We start from the raw sequence: 17,700 nt of genomic DNA on the forward strand, positions 1-17,700 counted from the left end.
AAACTCATCTGCAATTAACTTGCGGATGAGTTTTGTAATTTTTCACGGTATCGTTTTTGAATAAATAATAATCTGCCTAATAAAGCTATTGCACCAGCACTTAATCCGACAATAATCCCTACCCAATATCCAAATGGCTCAAGTGAGGTAAAGTTGGCAAGTAACCATCCAGTTGGTAACCCAATGACCCAATAGGAGACAAGTGCGATAACTAATGTCATATTCACATCTTTATATCCTCGTAGGGCTCCTTGAATTGGAGCAGCAAATGCATCAGCGACCTGGAAGACAATTGCAAAGCCAATGAACTGAACCGTTAGAGCAATTAAATCTGGATCCGAATTATATAAACCTGCAACCCCGTCACGGAAGATATAAAGAATAACGCCATTAAACATTGCGATAAAGATTCCACCACTAATCCCAATTAGCCCGTAGATTTTCGCATCATGCATACGTTTTGCTCCAACTTCAAAACCTACAGTTATCGTTAAAGCAATGCCGACACTTAATGGAATCATATATAATAGTGATGCGAAATTCATGGCAGCTTGGTGAGCTGCAATTGTATTGGTATTATATTCACTCATTAATAAAGTTACTGCTGAGAAAATACTCGTTTCAAAAAAAATTGCAAATCCAATAGGAACGCCAATCTTGAGCTGTTCCAACCAATCCTTAATTACTGGTTTACTCCAATTGGATAGCACATGATAAGTCCGAAATGGATGTATTTTAACAAGGATTATAGTGGCAATAATGCATGTAATCCAGTAAGTTAATGCTGTTGCAATACCCGCACCAATTCCACCCATGGCAGGTAAACCTAGTTTTCCAAAGATAAAGATATAATTTAAAAAGATATTAATTGGTAGGGAAATTAGGATGATTACCATCGAGGCACGAGTTTGACCTAACGCATCGATAAAACTACGAATTGTGTTAAAAATAAATAATGGAATAATGCCAGTGGATAAAGTAATAAGATAGTATTTGGCAATGTGTTCTACGTTAGATTCTAGCTGCATCATATTAAGAATGGGGTTTAAGAGTAATGCCCCGAGAAGAATTACAACTAGGGCTAATCCAACCGATAAATATATTGCTTGTTGTATTTTTTTACTAATAGACTCATTCTCTTTTGCTCCCAACAAATGGGCGACAATAGGAGTAATGGCAAGTAGAATCCCATTAATTCCAGTGAACACTGGGATCCAGAGGCTTGAGCCGATGGCAACACCGGCTAAGTCTTCCGCACCCGCGCGACCAGACATTACTGTGTCAAAGAATGTCATTAAGTTTAGACTTACTTGAGTTACGAGAATGGGAAAGAATATAATAAAGAATAATTTTATCTTTTGTTTCAATGTGTCTGTCTGATACATATTATGCTTCCTTTTTCTGTTGATTTTTAATAGGATAGAGAGGTAATGGTTTTACACCATAAGAGCTATTATACGATGATGTGGTGTAATTGGAAAGAGGGGACTTCTAGAGATTATGAAAAACAAACGAATTCTATTCACAGGCGGTGGCTCTGCGGGGCATGTTATTGTCAATTTAGCATTAATTCCTGTATTCCAACGTGAGGGATGGGAAATTGATTATATTGGCTCGAAAAACGGTATTGAACGAAACTTAATAGAACAATTAGATCATGTTAACTACTATCCAATCTCAACTGGGAAATTACGACGATATATGTCCATTGAGAATCTGAAGGATCCTTTTAAGGTGATAAAAGGTACGTTGCAAGCATGGAGAATTATTGGTAAACGCAAGCCTTCTGTTATATTCTCGAAGGGTGGCTTTGTGTCTGTGCCGGTTGTACTTGCATCCAAAATGCGTGGTGTGTCTGCAGTCATTCACGAATCTGATTATACGCCAGGTCTTGCTAATAAATTAGCAATTCCATTTTCAAAAAAAGTTCTTGCGACATTTCCAGAGACCATGGAATACATACCTGAGGAAAAATCCGAATATGTAGGTGCTGTTATTCGTGAAGAACTCTTTCAAGGTAACAAGGAAAGGGGCTTAGAATTATGTGGTTTCAACCGTAGTAAGCCAGTGTTATTAATTATGGGAGGAAGCGGTGGCTCTCAAAAGATAAATGAGACGGTCCGGGAAAGTCTGAATGAGCTGTTAAACCATTTTCAAATTGCTCATATTTGTGGAAATGGAAAAGTCGATGATTCAATTGACAAGGCAGGATATATTCAATTTGAGTATGTAAATGAAGAGTTAAAGGATATTTTTGCTGCTACTGACTTTGTTTTATCGCGGGCGGGGTCGAATGCAATCTTTGAATTTTTAGCTCTGCATATTCCAATGTTACTTATTCCCCTATCCAGGGAAGCGAGTAGAGGAGATCAAATTATAAATGCGAATTCTTTCCGTGAGAAAAGCTATGCTAGGGTGTTGGAAGAAGAAAACTTATCGGAAGAAACATTAATTAAAGAACTAAAAAAATTAGTACAACAAGCACCGATTATGCTAGATAAGATGAAAACTTACCAGAGTGAAAAGTCTCGTGATCGGGTTATTGAGATTATCAAAAGTTCCGCAAAAAAATAGATTAAAAAATTCTTGTTTCCATGGAGGAGCAAGAATTTTTTTATCTAAGAAATAAACTCTTATAATTATGAGTTGATAGGCGATAATACAGCCTATCTAATAGTCTTTTTAGGAGGCAAATCGTGAAGGGTAATATTAATTTAACATCAGGAGAAATTGCTTCACTTTAGACTAATTACATGAATTATAAAATGTCAAGATTGGTTCTCCGTTATATGCTAAAGGATTTAAACGATAGCGAAATTATACCTATAGTTCAATATGCTCATGAACTATCTAAACAACATATTACTTATTTGACGAAGCTGTTTAAAGAGGAGAATTTTGCAATTCCCAACGCTTTTGGGGAAGAAGATGTAAATATGGAAGCTCTTGGCTATACACAGATACTTTCTGTTTAACTTATGTAAATCACATGGCTAGAGTTGGCATGGTATCATATAGTGGATTACTTGCTATGTGCACTAGACAAGATGTAAGAGATTATTATACTCAGGCTCTAAAAAATACTACAGAGCTATATAATCGGACATTAGATCTTCAACTTGAAAAAGGGATAAATGCAAGACATCCTTATATTACGGTACCAACAGAAACAGATTATATTGATGACAAAAATTATTTAAGTGGTTTAAATCCATTTAATGAGAAACGACCATTAAATGCTATAGAAATCTCCTATCTATATATGAATATCATGACCAATGCATTAGGAATGAAAGTATGTATTTCCTTTGCCCAAACTTCTCCAAATAAAGAAGTACAGGAGTTTATGTTGAGAGGGAAAGAAATAGCTAAGAAACATATTAAAATTCTAGTTGATACATTAATGAAAGAAGATATGGAAGCTCCTGAAGTTCCAGATGTGGCTGTAAGTGATTCCACTACTTGGACGTTCTCAGATAAGATGATGATGTTTCAAGTGTCCTTATTAATGCAAGCAGGGATGGGTAACTATGCGGTTGCTGCTGCAGCAAGTCAGCGAAGTGATTTAATGCTTAATTATGAGCGTCTCTCCCTAGAAGTCGCAACCTATTCGAAGAGTGGAGCAGACATTATGATTAAACACAAGAGGCTAGAACAACCACCTGGGACCAAATCACGAGATAAATTAGCAAGGGAAAAAGATAAAGCATAAGCCTTATTTTGTGAAAAGCAGGAGAATCAATATAGATTCTACATGCTTTTTATTTTACCCATAGAAATTTGTTTATCACATGGTTTGAGCGGGTATTAATCATTATAGATAGTCTTGTAAAAATGTAGGAGGTGTTTCGACATAAGTTAATCTATGAATAAAATAAATAGATGTTGAGTTTAATAGTAAAATCTTAGAATACAAGAGTTATCTAGAGAATAAGGGGCAATTATGCCACTAGAACGAGCTAGGCTATCTCTTACTATGGGAAATCTTAGTTAATTCTATTATTTTCAGAATTATGCAGTTTGATAGATTCGAAATGTTTCTGTAATATTAATTGTGTTGTATTCATGGAAATCTTTTCTTTTACCTCCACATATTCGTTCGCTCTCTTCTTATAAAAATTCGTAAAGTTATCTTATATTCATTACCGTTTTCATTATTTGATGAGTTTATAAAAGAAGTATACATGTCTTTATAGTTTTTGGATTATTGCTAATATTGGGGTATTTGTAATGGGTTTACTCATGGATTCAAGAAAAAGCAAGAAAAAGGAGTATTTATATGATGAAAAAGTTAGGGTTAATTATGTTAACAAGTTTATTTTTTATCTTATCTGCCTGCGGTTCTAGTTCAAGTGGCAAGCTTGATACGATTGTATTAGCAGATGCTGGCTGGGATAGTATCCGTGTTCATAATAGTATTGCACAACTTATTATGGAGGAAGGCTATGGTTATGATACCGAAGTAACTGCAGGTTCAACTGCAGCAACGGTACAAGGGTTACGCCAAGGTGATATTAATGTTTATATGGAAGTATGGACGGATAATATCAAAGAAGTCTACGAAGAAGCAACAAAAGCTGGTGACTTTGAAGCGGTATCTGTAAACTTCAATGACAATGTACAAGGACTATTCGTCCCTACATATGTCATTGAAGGAGACGAGGAACGAGGTATTGAGCCAGTTGCACCAGATCTGAAGACAGTTGAAGACTTGAAGAAGTATCCAGAGGTTTTCGCTGATCCAGAAGATCCAGGTCGTGGACGTATTATTAATGCACCAAGTGGATGGGCAGTTGCAGAAACTATTAATGAAAAATTTGAAGCATATGGTTTAGGAGAGACAATGAATAACTTTATGCCTGGTTCCGATGCAGCAGCAGTAGCTGATTTAGTGGATGCTTATGAAGCTGGTGAACCTTGGGTTGGATATTATTGGTCACCAACATTAGTAACTGCTAAATATAACCTAACCTTATTGGAAGAAGCACCATATGATGAAGCAACTTGGAACGAATCTAAAACAACAGAATTCCCTCCGAATGATGTTGTAGTTGCCGTTCACAAAGACTTCAAAGAACAAGCACCAGAGGTTTATGATTTCTTAAGTAACTATGAAACAAGCAGTGAGCTAACTGGGGAAGCGCTAGTTTACATGGATGAAAATAGTGCAGAGCCTGACGAAGCTGCAATCTGGTGGATGAAACAGCATGAGGATATTTGGACTAGCTGGGTATCAGAGGATGTAGCGGAAAAGGTTAAAGAAGCTCTACAGTAAGCAGGAGCAGCTGGCCGGTTGGTTAGCTGCTTTTCTAACTTAAATTATTCTTAAAGTGAGGTGAAGGGCTGCAATTTGCAGTCTACTTAATGGGAAGTTTTCCAGAAATACGTACGAACTTAGGAGATTATGTAAAACAATTTGTTGATTTCTTAGATACAACATTAGAAGGTTTATTTGAATTTATCTTTTTCATTTCATCTAGAACAATTAATTTTATTGATGATGTACTAGTTACATTGCCATGGTGGAGCTTCATTCTTCTTATTTTTTTACTAGGCTGGTATTTTAAGTCTATCTTCGCTGGTATTCTTTATGGCTTTTTTGTTTTTCTAATTGGTAGTTTTGGTTTATGGGAAGATATGATGACAACCATTGCGATCATATTAGCTGCGGTTATTATTTGTTTAATTATTGGTATACCAGTTGGAATTTGGATGGCCTTTAATAAAGGATTCTCGAATGTGATGCGCCCGTTATTAGATGCGATGCAAACGATGCCGAGTTTTGTTTACTTGATTCCAGCTATATTCTTTTTTGGCCTTGGTAATGTATCAGCCATCTTCGCTACATTAATCTATGCACTACCACCGGTCATTCGTTTAACAGAACTCGCTATCCGTGGTGTGGATAAAGAAGTTATCGAATCTGCACAATCCTTTGGATCATCACGTGGTCAAATGCTCCGAAAAGTACAGTTGCCACAAGCGATGCCTACAATCATGGCAGGGGTAAACCAAACAACGATGATGGCCCTAGCAATGGTGGTTATTGCCTCTATGGTTGGTGCCAAAGGACTCGGAGAACAAGTACTTGTATCTATTAACAGAATTGATATCGCATTAGGATTTGAAGCAGGAATCAGTATTGTATTTTTAGCTATTATCATTGATCGCATAACAAATGGTATAGCAGCCAAGTTCCAAAGGGGGATTAATTAATGGAAACTAAGATTAAGATTGATCGTGTATCCAAAATCTTTGGATCAAAGCCTAAGTCAGTGATTCCTTTAGTTAAAGATGGAAAGAATAAAGAAGAAATTCTTGCGGAAACTGGCCATACTGTAGGTGTTTATGATGCATCTTTTGACATAAAAAAGGGTGAAGTATTCGTAATCATGGGCTTATCTGGTAGTGGAAAGTCTACGTTAATTCGTTGCTTTAATCTATTAAACAAACCGACAGATGGGTCAATTGTTATTGATGGTATTGATATTACAAAATCAAATAAGCAAGAACTAAAAAAGATTAGACAAGAAAAAATTGCTATGGTGTTCCAGCACTTTGGTCTATTTAGTCACCGTACCATTCTGGCCAATGTTGAATATGGACTGGAAATCCGTGGTGTTTCAAAAGAAGAACGTCGTGCGATTGCCATGAAAAACATTGAAATTGTTGGTTTAAAGGGGTATGAGGAAAAATATCCCGATGAGTTATCGGGTGGTATGCAGCAGCGTGTAGGATTAGCTCGAGCACTTGCTAATGATCCTGATATTCTGTTGATGGATGAACCATTCAGTGCTTTGGACCCTCTAATTCGTCGCGAAATGCAACTGGAGTTATTAGATATTCAAGAGCGACTGCAAAAGACGATTATTTTCATCACTCACGATGTCAACGAGGCGTTTAAATTAGGTGATCGGGTAGCTGTCATGAAGGATGGACATGTGGTACAGGTTGGTACTCCTGAGGAAATTATTGAAGAACCAGCCAATGAGTATATCTCTGAATTTATCAAGGATATTGACCGTTCAAAAGTATTCCAAGCGGACCATGTAATGATAAAGCCTAATGCATTAGTATCCTTAAAGGATGGGCTGAATGTTGCTATCAAGGAAATGGAAGACAATGGGATATCAAGTGTTTACGTAGTGGACCGTGGGCGTCATGTGCAAGGAATAGTAACTATAGATGATGCCATTCAAGCAAAGAAAGATAAAAAGAAGTTAACCGATATTTTACGAAGTGATTATGCAGTAGTTCAACGAGATGAATATATACATGAACTTATACCAAAAGCATTAGAATCAAAATATCCATTAGCAGTTGAGAATGAAGAAGGGAAATTGGTAGGATTTATTTTACGTGTTCATGTATTATCTGGATTAGTTTCTGAAGATATTGTGGAAAGTGAACAGTATTATAGTTGATTCATAGTCAACTAACATATAAAGATAAAAGGGCTTTAAAAAGTGAAGCCCTTTTATCTTTATCTATTCACTGTACCATGGCGAACTATATCAACTTTAACATTGAATGTAACATCAATGTTAGGGTATTTTTCATCCCATTCCTTGTCCGTTAGTTTCCCCCCCTTTTTGTTAGTCCGATATATCATCCCATAACCAAAAATATCTGTATTAAGCTCTTTCAAGTATTTTAAGATATCTTCATATTGAGATTTTGTTTGTTTTTCTATTTCTTTTTCTAATTGTGCAATGGCTTTAGGGTCATCTAATTTATACTGCCTCGAAATCTCCAAAAGGTTTAATACAATTTTAATATTCGTATCAAATTTAAGAGCTTTCTTGTCCTTCAATTTAATTTTCCCGTTACCTTCTTCAATTAAAGCGACTATTTTTAGCTTTTCTTCATCCCCAGATCCTTTTGGTAGATACTCAGTAAATGGTTCCATTGGGAGCTCGAATTCAACTAAATCTTCTCTTACAGTCCCCTCATTTAGTGTGAAATAGTGTTCAAACTCAATCGGTAACTGTCCTTTCATTTTGTCATCTTTGAATAATGCAATACCAGTGATAACTGGTGTTCCCTCGCGCAGACCTATAATAGGAGCAATTGGATCGATTCCTTCGTTGTTAATATAAGTTGAAAATTTATTTATTGATATTCCTGGAAATAGCCTTTGCTCCGATCCAGGTTGAATTAGACCATGTAGAAATTCTCCAATATTAGTTGAGATGTATTCTTCCTTAATATGAAAGATATCCTTTGCCTTTTCTTCTGCGACAGCTAAAAATAGCGTATCAGGTATATTCGCATCCCTTCGTAACGTATCTAAGTACGGTTGTATTCCTTTCTCTGCTACTTCTTTACTATAGATTTCTAATTCTAATTTCCCAGGAACTAATTGTTGACTAACTTTTTGGCCAGCGTCTTCTACAGCACCCTTAATTGTACTCCCTACCCCAGAGACGATTGTAGTTGGACTAGTAGAATTGGCTTGAAATTGTAAGACAGACATCGTTATTTCTATTTCGTCTTTTTCAGTCATATCAACCCCCTGGGAGGTGATAACTCCTAAATCTTCTAACTGCAAAGTAGGGAGACAACTAGATAAAAATAGCATAGTAGAAAATATCATAATGGTTAGTTTTCTCATGACGGTTTACTCCTTCCACTACTTTTAAGCTTTTTCCTTACAAGAACGATGGGTAGTAGGAGTAAGGGATAGATATATACTATCCAGAACCCGGTTTTCGCAATAAAGTCTGTCAGCTTAGTTATTTGATGTCCGTATTGAAAGTAATTTACAGCGATAAGAATGATACCAGTAAAGAGATAATGCGTCTTTCTTTGCTGGATTTTATATAGTCGCTTCATCCCATAAGCCATGGCCCACATTAATAGAACTAGGTTTGGAATGATTACCATTAACCAAACAATAACAACAATATAGTCTAACCTTTCAAGAAAAGTAAAAGATGCACTTTTGACTAATATTAATAACGCCCAGTCAATATTCTTTAGACCTTTAGCACTAAAGTAACCGATAGAAAGCATCGTAATTAGGATAAATAAAAATGTTGTAAAGGTAAGACCGAGGTACACTGGAAGTTTTGCATTCCGTTTATTACTCACAAATGGATATATAATCATTAGTATCTCAAATCCAGCAAAGGTATAAGCTGTTGCTTTTGCACCTCTTAACAATTCAGGGAAAGAAGCTTGAAACATAGGTAAATAATTATACATATTTATTCGCAATAATGGATCGTAAAGAACGGTAAGTAATGACAATGTAATAATAAAAAAAATAAATGTTACACCTACAACAACCCTTATTCCTCCGAAAACAGTATATAGAACAAGAATCATAATTAGGGATGTTATAATCCAATTTGGCAAGGCATGGTATAGGAATATTTGTATGACTTGAATGTAGGTCATTAGGATAGATAAAAAACTGGCTCCTAAATAAATAATGAGTAATGTACCTAGAAATTTACCTATCCATTTTCCAAAAAGATCAACATGAATACCAAAATAATCGGCATTCTCATATTGATTTAAGATGAAAAACATTACCCCAACAACGACACACATAAATAGAAAACCGATTAGGATGGCCAACCAAGAATCTCGTTCTGCCTCAACAAAAATAAACTTCGGTGCACCTATTATCCCAACTCCTAACTGAATACCTGCAATAATAAAAAACAGATAAAAGGCACGGATTTGCAGATTGGGTTTAACTTTTACATTGATATCCATATTTCACCTACTCATCAATATCACGTTTTTGTTTGGCATCCTTTTTATTAAATCGAATTAGGTCCTTAGGACGATACGATTTGGCACGTTTGGATTCATAGCTAAAAGGAGTACGGAAAAATACTTTATTAAAATCTGCCAATCGTAACGGATATATTGGAACTAGATACGGCCGTCCTAAAGATGTTAAGCGTAACAAATGAATCAGTAAAAAGCTTACTCCAAACACAATCCCAGCCAATCCTAAAAAACCTGCAAGTATAATTAATGGGAACCGAATTAGCCTGATCGTAGTACCAAATAAATAGCTAGGAGTAGTAAATGAAGATAATGCACTCATGGCGACAACAATAATAAGAATATTACTAGTAAGTCCTGCTTCTACGGCTGCCTGGCCAATAACAATACCACCTACAATACCCATTGTTTGACCAACTTTGGTAGGTAACCGTGCACCGGCCTCACGTAATAACTCTAGTAGAAATTCTAATAACAAGGCTTCAAATATGGGTGGAAATGGTACAGCTGCCCTAGATTGCCCTATCGATACAAGTAATTGACTAGGTATAATTGCATACTGATATGTCGCTGCAGCGACATATGTTGGTGTCACTAAGATAGAAAAAAACATCGCTAAAAAACGCAAAATACGTAAAAATGACCCTGCCTGCCATCTCATATACAAGTCTTCAGTTGATTCTAAAAAGCTAAATAATGTAGCAGGTGCAATAAAAGAAGTTGGGCTCCCATCTACTAGTACTCCAATTTTTCCTCTTGTAACATTATAAGCAAATCGATCAGGTAACTCTGTCTCATCGAACTGAGGAAAAAGATTCGTTTGAGAGTCCTCTAGATATTGTTTTAGGACGATTGTTCCTTCAATTTGGTCAACATCAAGTTCTTTTATCCGCTGTCTTATAGTATTTACATCATCTTCATTTGCAACAGATTTCATATAGGCAATTCTAACTTCTCTCGGTGCTTGCTTCCCCACTGTGAATTCCTCGAATACCAAATCTGTTGAGTTGATTTGCCAACGGATAATGTTCATATTTTTTAAAATGGATTCGGTAAAAGCTATTTTGGGTCCTAACACAAGAGATTCCGTCTCGGCTTTTCCCGGAGAGCGTGTCTCTTTTATTGTTAAGGGATAGGATATAGCTTGTTTCTCCTTCTCGATGTAAATAAATGCTTCCCCAGATATTAACTTTTTCTGGATGTCTTTTAGTGTGTTAGAAGTAGATCCAGTGCTTAATGGTAGTCCATTTAATAAAGTTTGATAAGTAAACTCTTTATCTGAATCGAATTCTAATAATGGTTCTAGAAATGGACCTAGCTTTGCTCCTTCAACTTGATAATCAATAAAAAAAACAGCAACATTTTTATTATTTATTTTATATTTAGTAAAATTTAGACTTGAACTATTAACAAACGTTTCTACTAATAAATTTTTTAACTCATCTATCTTCAGAGGGAAAATAACCTCATCACTTTGATCAGATTGTGATCGTTTTCTTCTATTCCACATACGAACCTCCAAGGATACATCTGGATAGACTTAGTATGTGTATGATTGGATAAAATATAAGTTATAGGTATTATTTGGGAAATTTAAAAGGACGAGTGCAATGACTCGTCCTTCCAATTATTTGTCGTCTCTAGTTACTACATCGACTTTACCTGTACCAGGATCAATGACTAATCCATGTACTTTTACATAAGGGGGAAGAAGGGGATGGTTACGAATAACATTAACACTTTGCGCTACAGACTCCTCAACCGTACTAAACCCATGAAACTCGTGATCAAAATTAATTCCAGCATTTTCTAAAGTACGTATAGTTTCTTCGTCGATTCCTTTTTCAATCATTTTTTCTGTAAGTTTCTTAGTGTCTACCCGAGACATGCCGCAATCATGATGACCGATAACGGTTACTTCTTCTGCTTGTAGTTCAAATATGGCTACCAAAATCCCCTTCATAATACTATCGAAGGGTTTCCGGATGATAGCTCCTGCATTTTTGACCATTTTCACATCGCCGTTTTGGATGTTTAGTGCTCTGTGTAGTAATTCCACTAAACGCGATTCCATGCAAGTGAAAATGACCATTTTCTTGTTTGGAATACTATCGGTTGTGTATTTTTCGTATTCTTTTCCTTCTACGAATTGTTTATTGAAGGCTAACATGTCGTCTAAATGCATTTTTAACACTCCTTTAACATAAAATACCCCTTAAAACTATAACAGTTTTCGAACAATATATAAAATATAATACTGCTCTAAATATAATTCTGGTACTTCTGGCCTAAACAGTGGCATGAATACACTCCGCTTTCACTTCCAGCACAGGGGTGACATCTGCTCGAAAGAACCATCGCAGTGTCTACCTTGCACTTTCGAGCACAAGTGCGACATCCGCTCGACAAAACCATCGCGGTGTCTTCTTTGCCGCGGGCGACTGGTAAGCCAGGCAACTACTTGAATATGCTTCTTTGCAGCCTTGCACCGAGGAAGCCCACTTCGAAGCGTTGCTTGCAGACGCAGGTGCATCATCGGGGTCTTATCTATGCCTATTCTCCCGCATGAGTCTCCGTGTATTCATGCCACTCAGTGCGAGAAACAAAACGGATTACTAGATTTACAGTCATCAATATAAAACAGCAAAAATAAAAAGAGAAGTCTTATTACTAATTTTTAGGGGGATGGATATGGGTGGTAGTGTGAGGAATTGTAAGTTATGTTTAGAACGTATGGATTTTAGTGCATTTTCTATGTGTCAGCGTTGTCTGAATGAGATGGAAAAGGTGAGGTCATACGTGAAAAAACAACCAAGTAGTTCAGTAGAAGAGATTGCTCAAGCAATTAATCTGTCTATCGAACGTGTTCTGAAGATTATAGATTTTAGTTTACAACGGGGTACAAAATAAATTCGAAAACAATTTATTTTAAAAAATGATTGACTATTCGCTATTACCAATTTATACTAATTAGGTATTCAAAATTCTAAAAAAGGAGGTCATGAAAATGAAAAACGCTATTGTAATAAATAATGCTATCCTTAATTTAATATTTCATGTGACCTCTTACAAACGGGAAATCTAAATTCTACATTGAACAGAGTTATTTTCGGATTTGTAAAAGGTCACCATGTGCTGTGACCTTTTTGTAATATAGAGGGAGAAGCTTTAGGCTTTTCTATGCTTATACATGCATGCGTCATTGGCGCATGCATTTTTTATGTTTTTTTGAAGGTCACAACATGTAAGAAAAATTCAGCAACGAAAGAGATAAAGTAGGTGATAATGATGTTTCAAGTATTTAAAAAGTTAGATTGGTTTTTTAAGCATTATTGGAAGCGATATACCTTTGCTATCATTACATTAATTATAGCTAGTGCCATTGGTTTAATACCGCCTAGATTACTTGGATATGCCATTGATCATATTCAATTTGAGACGTTAACTTCGCAGTTATTAACCATTATTATCGTTGGATATTTAGTATTAATAATTGTTCATTATAGTGTTTCCTTTATTTGGGATTACACACTTTTCAGTGGTGCAGTAATCTTAGAAAGATGGACTCGTTCAAAATTGATCAATCATTTTCTACGAATGACACCAACTTTCTATGGGAAATACAAGACTGGTGATTTAATGGCAAGAAGTACAAACGATCTAAAGGCAATTGCACAAACTGCGGGATTTGGGGTCCTAACTTTAGTGGACTCTACGACGTTTATGTTTATGCTAATAGCAGTGATGGGTTTTACAATTAGCTGGAAGCTAACGTTAGCAGCACTTATTCCACTCCCACTTATGGCATTGATAATGAATAAGTATGGTGCAGCAATACATGCACGTTTCACGGAGGCTCAAGCTGCGTTCGGAAATATGAACAATGAAGTATTAGAATCAATTCGTGGTGTCCGAGTGATCCGTGCGTTTGTTCAAGAGAAACAAGATAAAGAACGATTCGAAGCAATGACTGAGGATGTTTATCAGAAGAATATAGCAGTTGCAAAGATTGATGCGATGTTTGAACCAACGATGAAAATACTCGTTGGGCTCTCGTATACAATCGGTCTTGGATATGGAACGATACTCGTCTTTCAAAATGTAATTTCATTAGGAGACTTGGTTTCATTTAATGTTTACTTAGGGATGTTAATTTGGCCGATGTTTGCGGTAGGGGAATTAATCAATGTATTGCAACGTGGTAATGCATCCTTAGATCGAGTGAATGATACGATTGGATATAAAGCAGATGTAGTAGAACCTGAGAAACCTATTTCTGTTTCAAAGGTAAACTCGATTGTATTTAGAGATGTATCATTCTCCTACCCGGGTACGAAAAATAATCAACTAGAAAATATTAATCTTACTATATCCAAAGGGAGCACAATAGGAGTCGTTGGAAAAACTGGTTCAGGTAAAACTACCTTATTTAAGCTAATGCTTCGCCAATACCCTGGTGTTATTGGTGATATCAAAATATCTGACGTGGATTTAGAAAAAATGAGCTTGGATCAAGTCCGTTCCTGGATTGGCTATGTCCCACAAGATCAAGTCATGTTTTCGAAAAGTGTTAGAGAAAATATTCAATTTGGTAAGAGCGATGCTAGTGATGAAGAGATTTATCGTGTGATGGAGCTTGCTCATTTCTTAGAGGATATTAAGCAGTTGCCTAAAGGATTAGATACGATGGTCGGTGAGAGTGGTGTCACGCTTTCTGGAGGTCAAAAGCAACGTGTTGCATTAGCACGTGCCTTTATCAAAGATCCAGAAATACTTATCTTAGATGATTCTTTATCGGCAGTAGATGGAAAAACCGAATCAAAAATTATTGAGCATTTACGAGAAGAAAGAAAAAATAAAACAACGTTTATTGCTGCTCACCGTTTGTCAGCTGTAACCCATGCAGACCATATTATTGTGTTGGAGGACGGTAAAATCGTCGAAGAAGGAACACATGAACAACTAATGGAAAATGGTGCATGGTATAAGGAACAGTACGAACAACAGCAGCTAGAGGATGATGAGGAGGCGATCTCCTAATGAAGAAAAAAACAACAGAAAAAAGACTGTTTAACTATGCGTTACAGTTTAAGAAGAAAATTATAATCGGTATTATCTTTCTAATGATTGCAACAGCACTTGAATTAGCAGGTCCTTTAATTGCGAAAACAATTATTGATGAACATATTGTCGGAGTAGAAGGTACATGGTATGAGTTAGAAGAAGATAATGATAGAAGCACGGTTGAATATGATGGGAGTTATTACAAACGATCAGACCGTGTCAAGGAAGAGGATATTATTGAAAGTACCAACACGTTGCTTCAAATTGGTAGGGAGTACTATCTTGTAGAAGGAGAAGTACCATTACTTGGAGAACGGACGGTGGAAGGGAATTCAATCATCTTAACATCTCAGGGAGTAGAAACTACTTATGCAGCCCAGAAAGTTTCGGTGAATGATATTTATAGTTTCTTCCAACCAGAGCAACGGCCAATTCTTTTATTACTTGGATTATATGTAGGGTTGTTATTAATTGCTGGTATCTTTCAGTTCTATAAGACATTTCTATTACAACAAGCGTCTAATCAGATCGTGAAGAGGATGCGAAATGATATTTTTGAACACACACAGCGGATTCCGATTAACTATTATGTCGATCAACCTGCAGGGAAAATTGTTGCGCGTGTTACGAACGATACAGAGGCTATTCGTGACTTATACGAACGTGTACTAAGTATAATTATCACTAGTGCGATTTATATGGCAGGTATTTTCGTTGCACTATTTATTCTAAATGCAAAGCTTGCTGTTTGGTTTCTACTTTTAATTCCATTACTACTTGTTTGGATGAAATTCTATAAATTCTTTGGAACGAAGTACAATAAAGTAATACGTTCTACCATAAGTGAGATTAATGGAAAGATTAATGAAGCAATACAAGGAATGACGATTATTCAAGCATTCCGTAGAGAGAAGCAAACAAAGGAAGAGTTTGAAGAATTAAATACGAGACACTTTAAATATCAGCGTAAATTACTGAAATTAAGTGCATTGACCTCATATAACCTTGTCACCGTATTTCGAAATATCGCCTTTGTCGCATTCATTTGGTATTTCGGCTCAGCTTCCCTAAATTTAGAGAGTATTATCTCGATTGGGATGCTATATGCAATAGTGGATCTATTAACAAGACTATTTGAACCTGTAAACGATATCGTAAACCAACTACCACTACTAGAACAAGCAAGAGTAGCAGGAGGACGTGTCTTTGAATTAATGGATTTAGATGGGGAAGAGGTTAATCAGAAAGAGATTGACCGTTATCAAGGGAATATTAAATTTGACCATGTATCCTTTGCGTATGAAAAGGAAGATTATGTGTTAAAAGATCTATCCCTTTCTGTTAAGGCTGGTGAAACAGTAGCCTTTGTTGGTCATACAGGATCAGGGAAAAGCTCGATTATGAATCTGTTATTCCGGTTCTATGATCCTCAAAAAGGTAAAATAACCATTGATGGACATGATACAAACGATTGGTCTAGACAACAAGTCAGAAGTCACATGGGAATTGTTTTACAAGATCCGTTTCTGTTCTCTGGAACGATCCTGTCCAATGTTACGATGAATGATCCGAAAATCTCTCGTGAACGGGCAATAGAAGCGTTGAGAACAGTTGGAGCAGACCGTTTTATTGAAAAACTTCCAAAAAAATATGATGAACGAGTAACAGAAGGTGGAAGCACCTATTCTCTAGGAGAGCGTCAGCTAATTTCCTTTGCTCGAGCATTAGCGTTTAACCCAGCTATTCTTATATTAGACGAAGCAACAGCGAATATTGATACAGAGACAGAAAGCGTTATTCAAAATGCGCTTGAGGTATTAAAAAAGGGTAGAACAACATTAGTTATTGCCCACCGTTTATCCACGATTCAACAAGCGGATAACATTTTTGTCCTTGAACATGGTAAGATTATAGAAAAAGGTAACCATGAACAGCTAATATCTGAAAAGGGAACCTATTACCAAATGTACAAGATGCAACAAGGTATCTCTCAAAAAGCAATGTAATACCAAAATGTGGGGTGAACGTGATGAGTCGTGATAATGATGAAAAGCCTGACATTATTGATGATGATTTATATGAAGAGTTTGATGATGAAGAGCTATATGAAATCATGGAACAAGCACGAAAAGATGCGCTCATCAAGTCCACATTAGAATATAAGAATAAAAAGCCAAAGCGTCCTTTTCCAAAATGGACGTTTTGGCTTATTGCTATTGCCATGCTCATTAATGTAATTGCTATCCTACCAAAGACATTCTCTATCCCTGCAATTGACTTTTTAATAACTTCTGCTAAATTATCAACAGATGATGAAATAAAAACATATAAAGAAGCAGTAGTAGTTGTTGAAACTAAGGATAGTAAGGGCACAGGTTTTGCTATCTCGGAGGATGGATATATTTTAACCAATGCGCATGTAGTCGATGAAGAAGAACGTGTTACAGTGGCTTTCCCTGAGATAGGGTTATTCACAGCAGAAGTAATGGAGACCTATCCAGATGTTGATCTCGCTTTATTAAAGACGGAAAGCGAGGAAGAGCTACCCTATCTAGAATTAGCTGAACAAACGGTCTTTGAAGATAATGAAAAAATATCATTTATTGGCAATCCTCTTGCTTTTAATGGCATTGCTAATGAAGGGACAATCATCGGATATACGGATTTAAAAAGTTGGGAAAGACCTGTTCTTATGATCGAAGCACCAGTATATCGAGGGAATAGTGGGAGTCCAATTATTAATCACGAAGGGCAAGTTATCGGTGTGATTTTTGCTACATTAAACCATGATGACCATGGAAAAGTGGGACTTTTTATCCCAATTGATTATTTTTATGATAAAAGTTTAAATTAGTACTTCTTAATTAGGTGCTATAACTGCTAAAATAGGAG

General features: G+C 36.2%; 15 protein-coding genes. 10 read left to right on the plus strand and 5 right to left on the minus strand.

Annotated features, from left to right (window positions below; all coding sequences use genetic code 11):
* Positions 1-14: 14 nt before the first annotated feature.
* Entirely contained in the window at positions 15-1,385 is a 1,371-nt protein-coding gene (locus tag TE34_RS00570; RefSeq protein ID WP_047982868.1) for an MATE family efflux transporter, read from the minus strand.
* Positions 1,386-1,500: 115 nt separating this feature from the next.
* Here TE34_RS00570 and TE34_RS00575 point away from each other — a divergent pair, with 115 nt between their 5' ends.
* The 6 genes from TE34_RS00575 to TE34_RS00595 all read left to right on the plus strand — a co-directional run bounded on the left by TE34_RS00575 (position 1,501) and on the right by TE34_RS00595 (position 7,424).
* A complete protein-coding gene (locus TE34_RS00575) occupies positions 1,501-2,574 on the plus strand; it encodes an undecaprenyldiphospho-muramoylpentapeptide beta-N-acetylglucosaminyltransferase (protein ID WP_047982869.1) in 1,074 nt (357 codons plus the stop codon).
* A 191-nt stretch (positions 2,575-2,765) separates the two neighbouring features.
* Positions 2,766-2,975, plus strand: a complete 210-nt coding sequence (locus tag TE34_RS21670; protein WP_330218297.1) for a DUF3231 family protein — start codon at positions 2,766-2,768, stop codon at positions 2,973-2,975.
* A 29-nt stretch (positions 2,976-3,004) separates the two neighbouring features.
* Positions 3,005-3,712: a DUF3231 family protein gene (locus TE34_RS00580; protein WP_330218298.1), complete on the plus strand. Its 708-nt coding sequence runs from the start codon at positions 3,005-3,007 to the stop codon at positions 3,710-3,712.
* A gap of 570 nt (positions 3,713-4,282) precedes the next feature.
* Positions 4,283-5,275, plus strand: a complete 993-nt coding sequence (locus TE34_RS00585) for an ABC transporter substrate-binding protein (protein WP_047982919.1) — start codon at positions 4,283-4,285, stop codon at positions 5,273-5,275.
* Between the two features lie 89 nt (positions 5,276-5,364).
* Positions 5,365-6,216, plus strand: coding sequence for an ABC transporter permease (locus TE34_RS00590; RefSeq protein ID WP_047982870.1), 852 nt, complete (start codon positions 5,365-5,367; stop codon positions 6,214-6,216).
* Positions 6,216-7,424, plus strand: a complete 1,209-nt coding sequence (locus tag TE34_RS00595; RefSeq protein ID WP_047982871.1) for a quaternary amine ABC transporter ATP-binding protein — start codon at positions 6,216-6,218, stop codon at positions 7,422-7,424. The genes TE34_RS00590 and TE34_RS00595 overlap by 1 nt, the downstream gene beginning before the upstream one ends.
* Before the next feature lie 59 nt (positions 7,425-7,483).
* Here the strand turns inward: TE34_RS00595 and TE34_RS00600 are convergent, their stop codons facing one another.
* From TE34_RS00600 to TE34_RS00615, 4 genes are all read right to left on the minus strand, one after another.
* On the minus strand, positions 7,484-8,614 hold the full coding sequence (locus tag TE34_RS00600) for a Ger(x)C family spore germination protein (protein ID WP_047982872.1): 1,131 nt from the start codon (positions 8,612-8,614) through the stop codon (positions 7,484-7,486).
* A complete protein-coding gene (locus tag TE34_RS00605; protein WP_047982873.1) occupies positions 8,611-9,726 on the minus strand; it encodes a GerAB/ArcD/ProY family transporter in 1,116 nt (371 codons plus the stop codon). Before TE34_RS00605 ends, TE34_RS00600 begins: the two co-directional genes overlap by 4 nt.
* 7 nt (positions 9,727-9,733) lie before the next feature.
* Positions 9,734-11,254, minus strand: a complete 1,521-nt coding sequence (locus tag TE34_RS00610) for a spore germination protein (RefSeq protein ID WP_047982874.1) — start codon at positions 11,252-11,254, stop codon at positions 9,734-9,736.
* 117 nt (positions 11,255-11,371) lie between these two features.
* Entirely contained in the window at positions 11,372-11,929 is a 558-nt protein-coding gene (locus tag TE34_RS00615; RefSeq protein ID WP_047982875.1) for a beta-class carbonic anhydrase, read from the minus strand.
* 506 nt (positions 11,930-12,435) lie between these two features.
* Here TE34_RS00615 and TE34_RS00620 point away from each other — a divergent pair.
* The 4 genes from TE34_RS00620 (at position 12,436) to TE34_RS00635 (ending at position 17,662) form a co-directional block, all read left to right on the plus strand.
* Positions 12,436-12,654 (plus strand): hypothetical protein, encoded by a 219-nt coding sequence (locus TE34_RS00620; RefSeq protein ID WP_047982876.1) that lies wholly within the window; start codon positions 12,436-12,438, stop codon positions 12,652-12,654.
* Positions 12,655-13,032: 378 nt separating this feature from the next.
* On the plus strand, positions 13,033-14,784 hold the full coding sequence (locus TE34_RS00625) for an ABC transporter ATP-binding protein (protein WP_047982877.1): 1,752 nt from the start codon (positions 13,033-13,035) through the stop codon (positions 14,782-14,784).
* Positions 14,784-16,814 carry an ABC transporter ATP-binding protein gene (locus tag TE34_RS00630; protein ID WP_047982878.1) on the plus strand — a complete coding sequence of 677 codons (2,031 nt, stop codon included), beginning with the start codon at positions 14,784-14,786 and terminating at the stop codon, positions 16,812-16,814. The genes TE34_RS00625 and TE34_RS00630 overlap by 1 nt, the downstream gene beginning before the upstream one ends.
* A 23-nt stretch (positions 16,815-16,837) precedes the next feature.
* On the plus strand, positions 16,838-17,662 hold the full coding sequence (locus TE34_RS00635; RefSeq protein WP_047982879.1) for a S1 family peptidase: 825 nt from the start codon (positions 16,838-16,840) through the stop codon (positions 17,660-17,662).
* The last annotated feature ends 38 nt before the right edge of the window (positions 17,663-17,700 follow it).

The sequence above is a fragment of the Ornithinibacillus californiensis genome (assembly GCF_001038485.1).
GTDB classification, from domain to species: Bacteria; Bacillota; Bacilli; order Bacillales; family Amphibacillaceae; genus Ornithinibacillus; species Ornithinibacillus californiensis.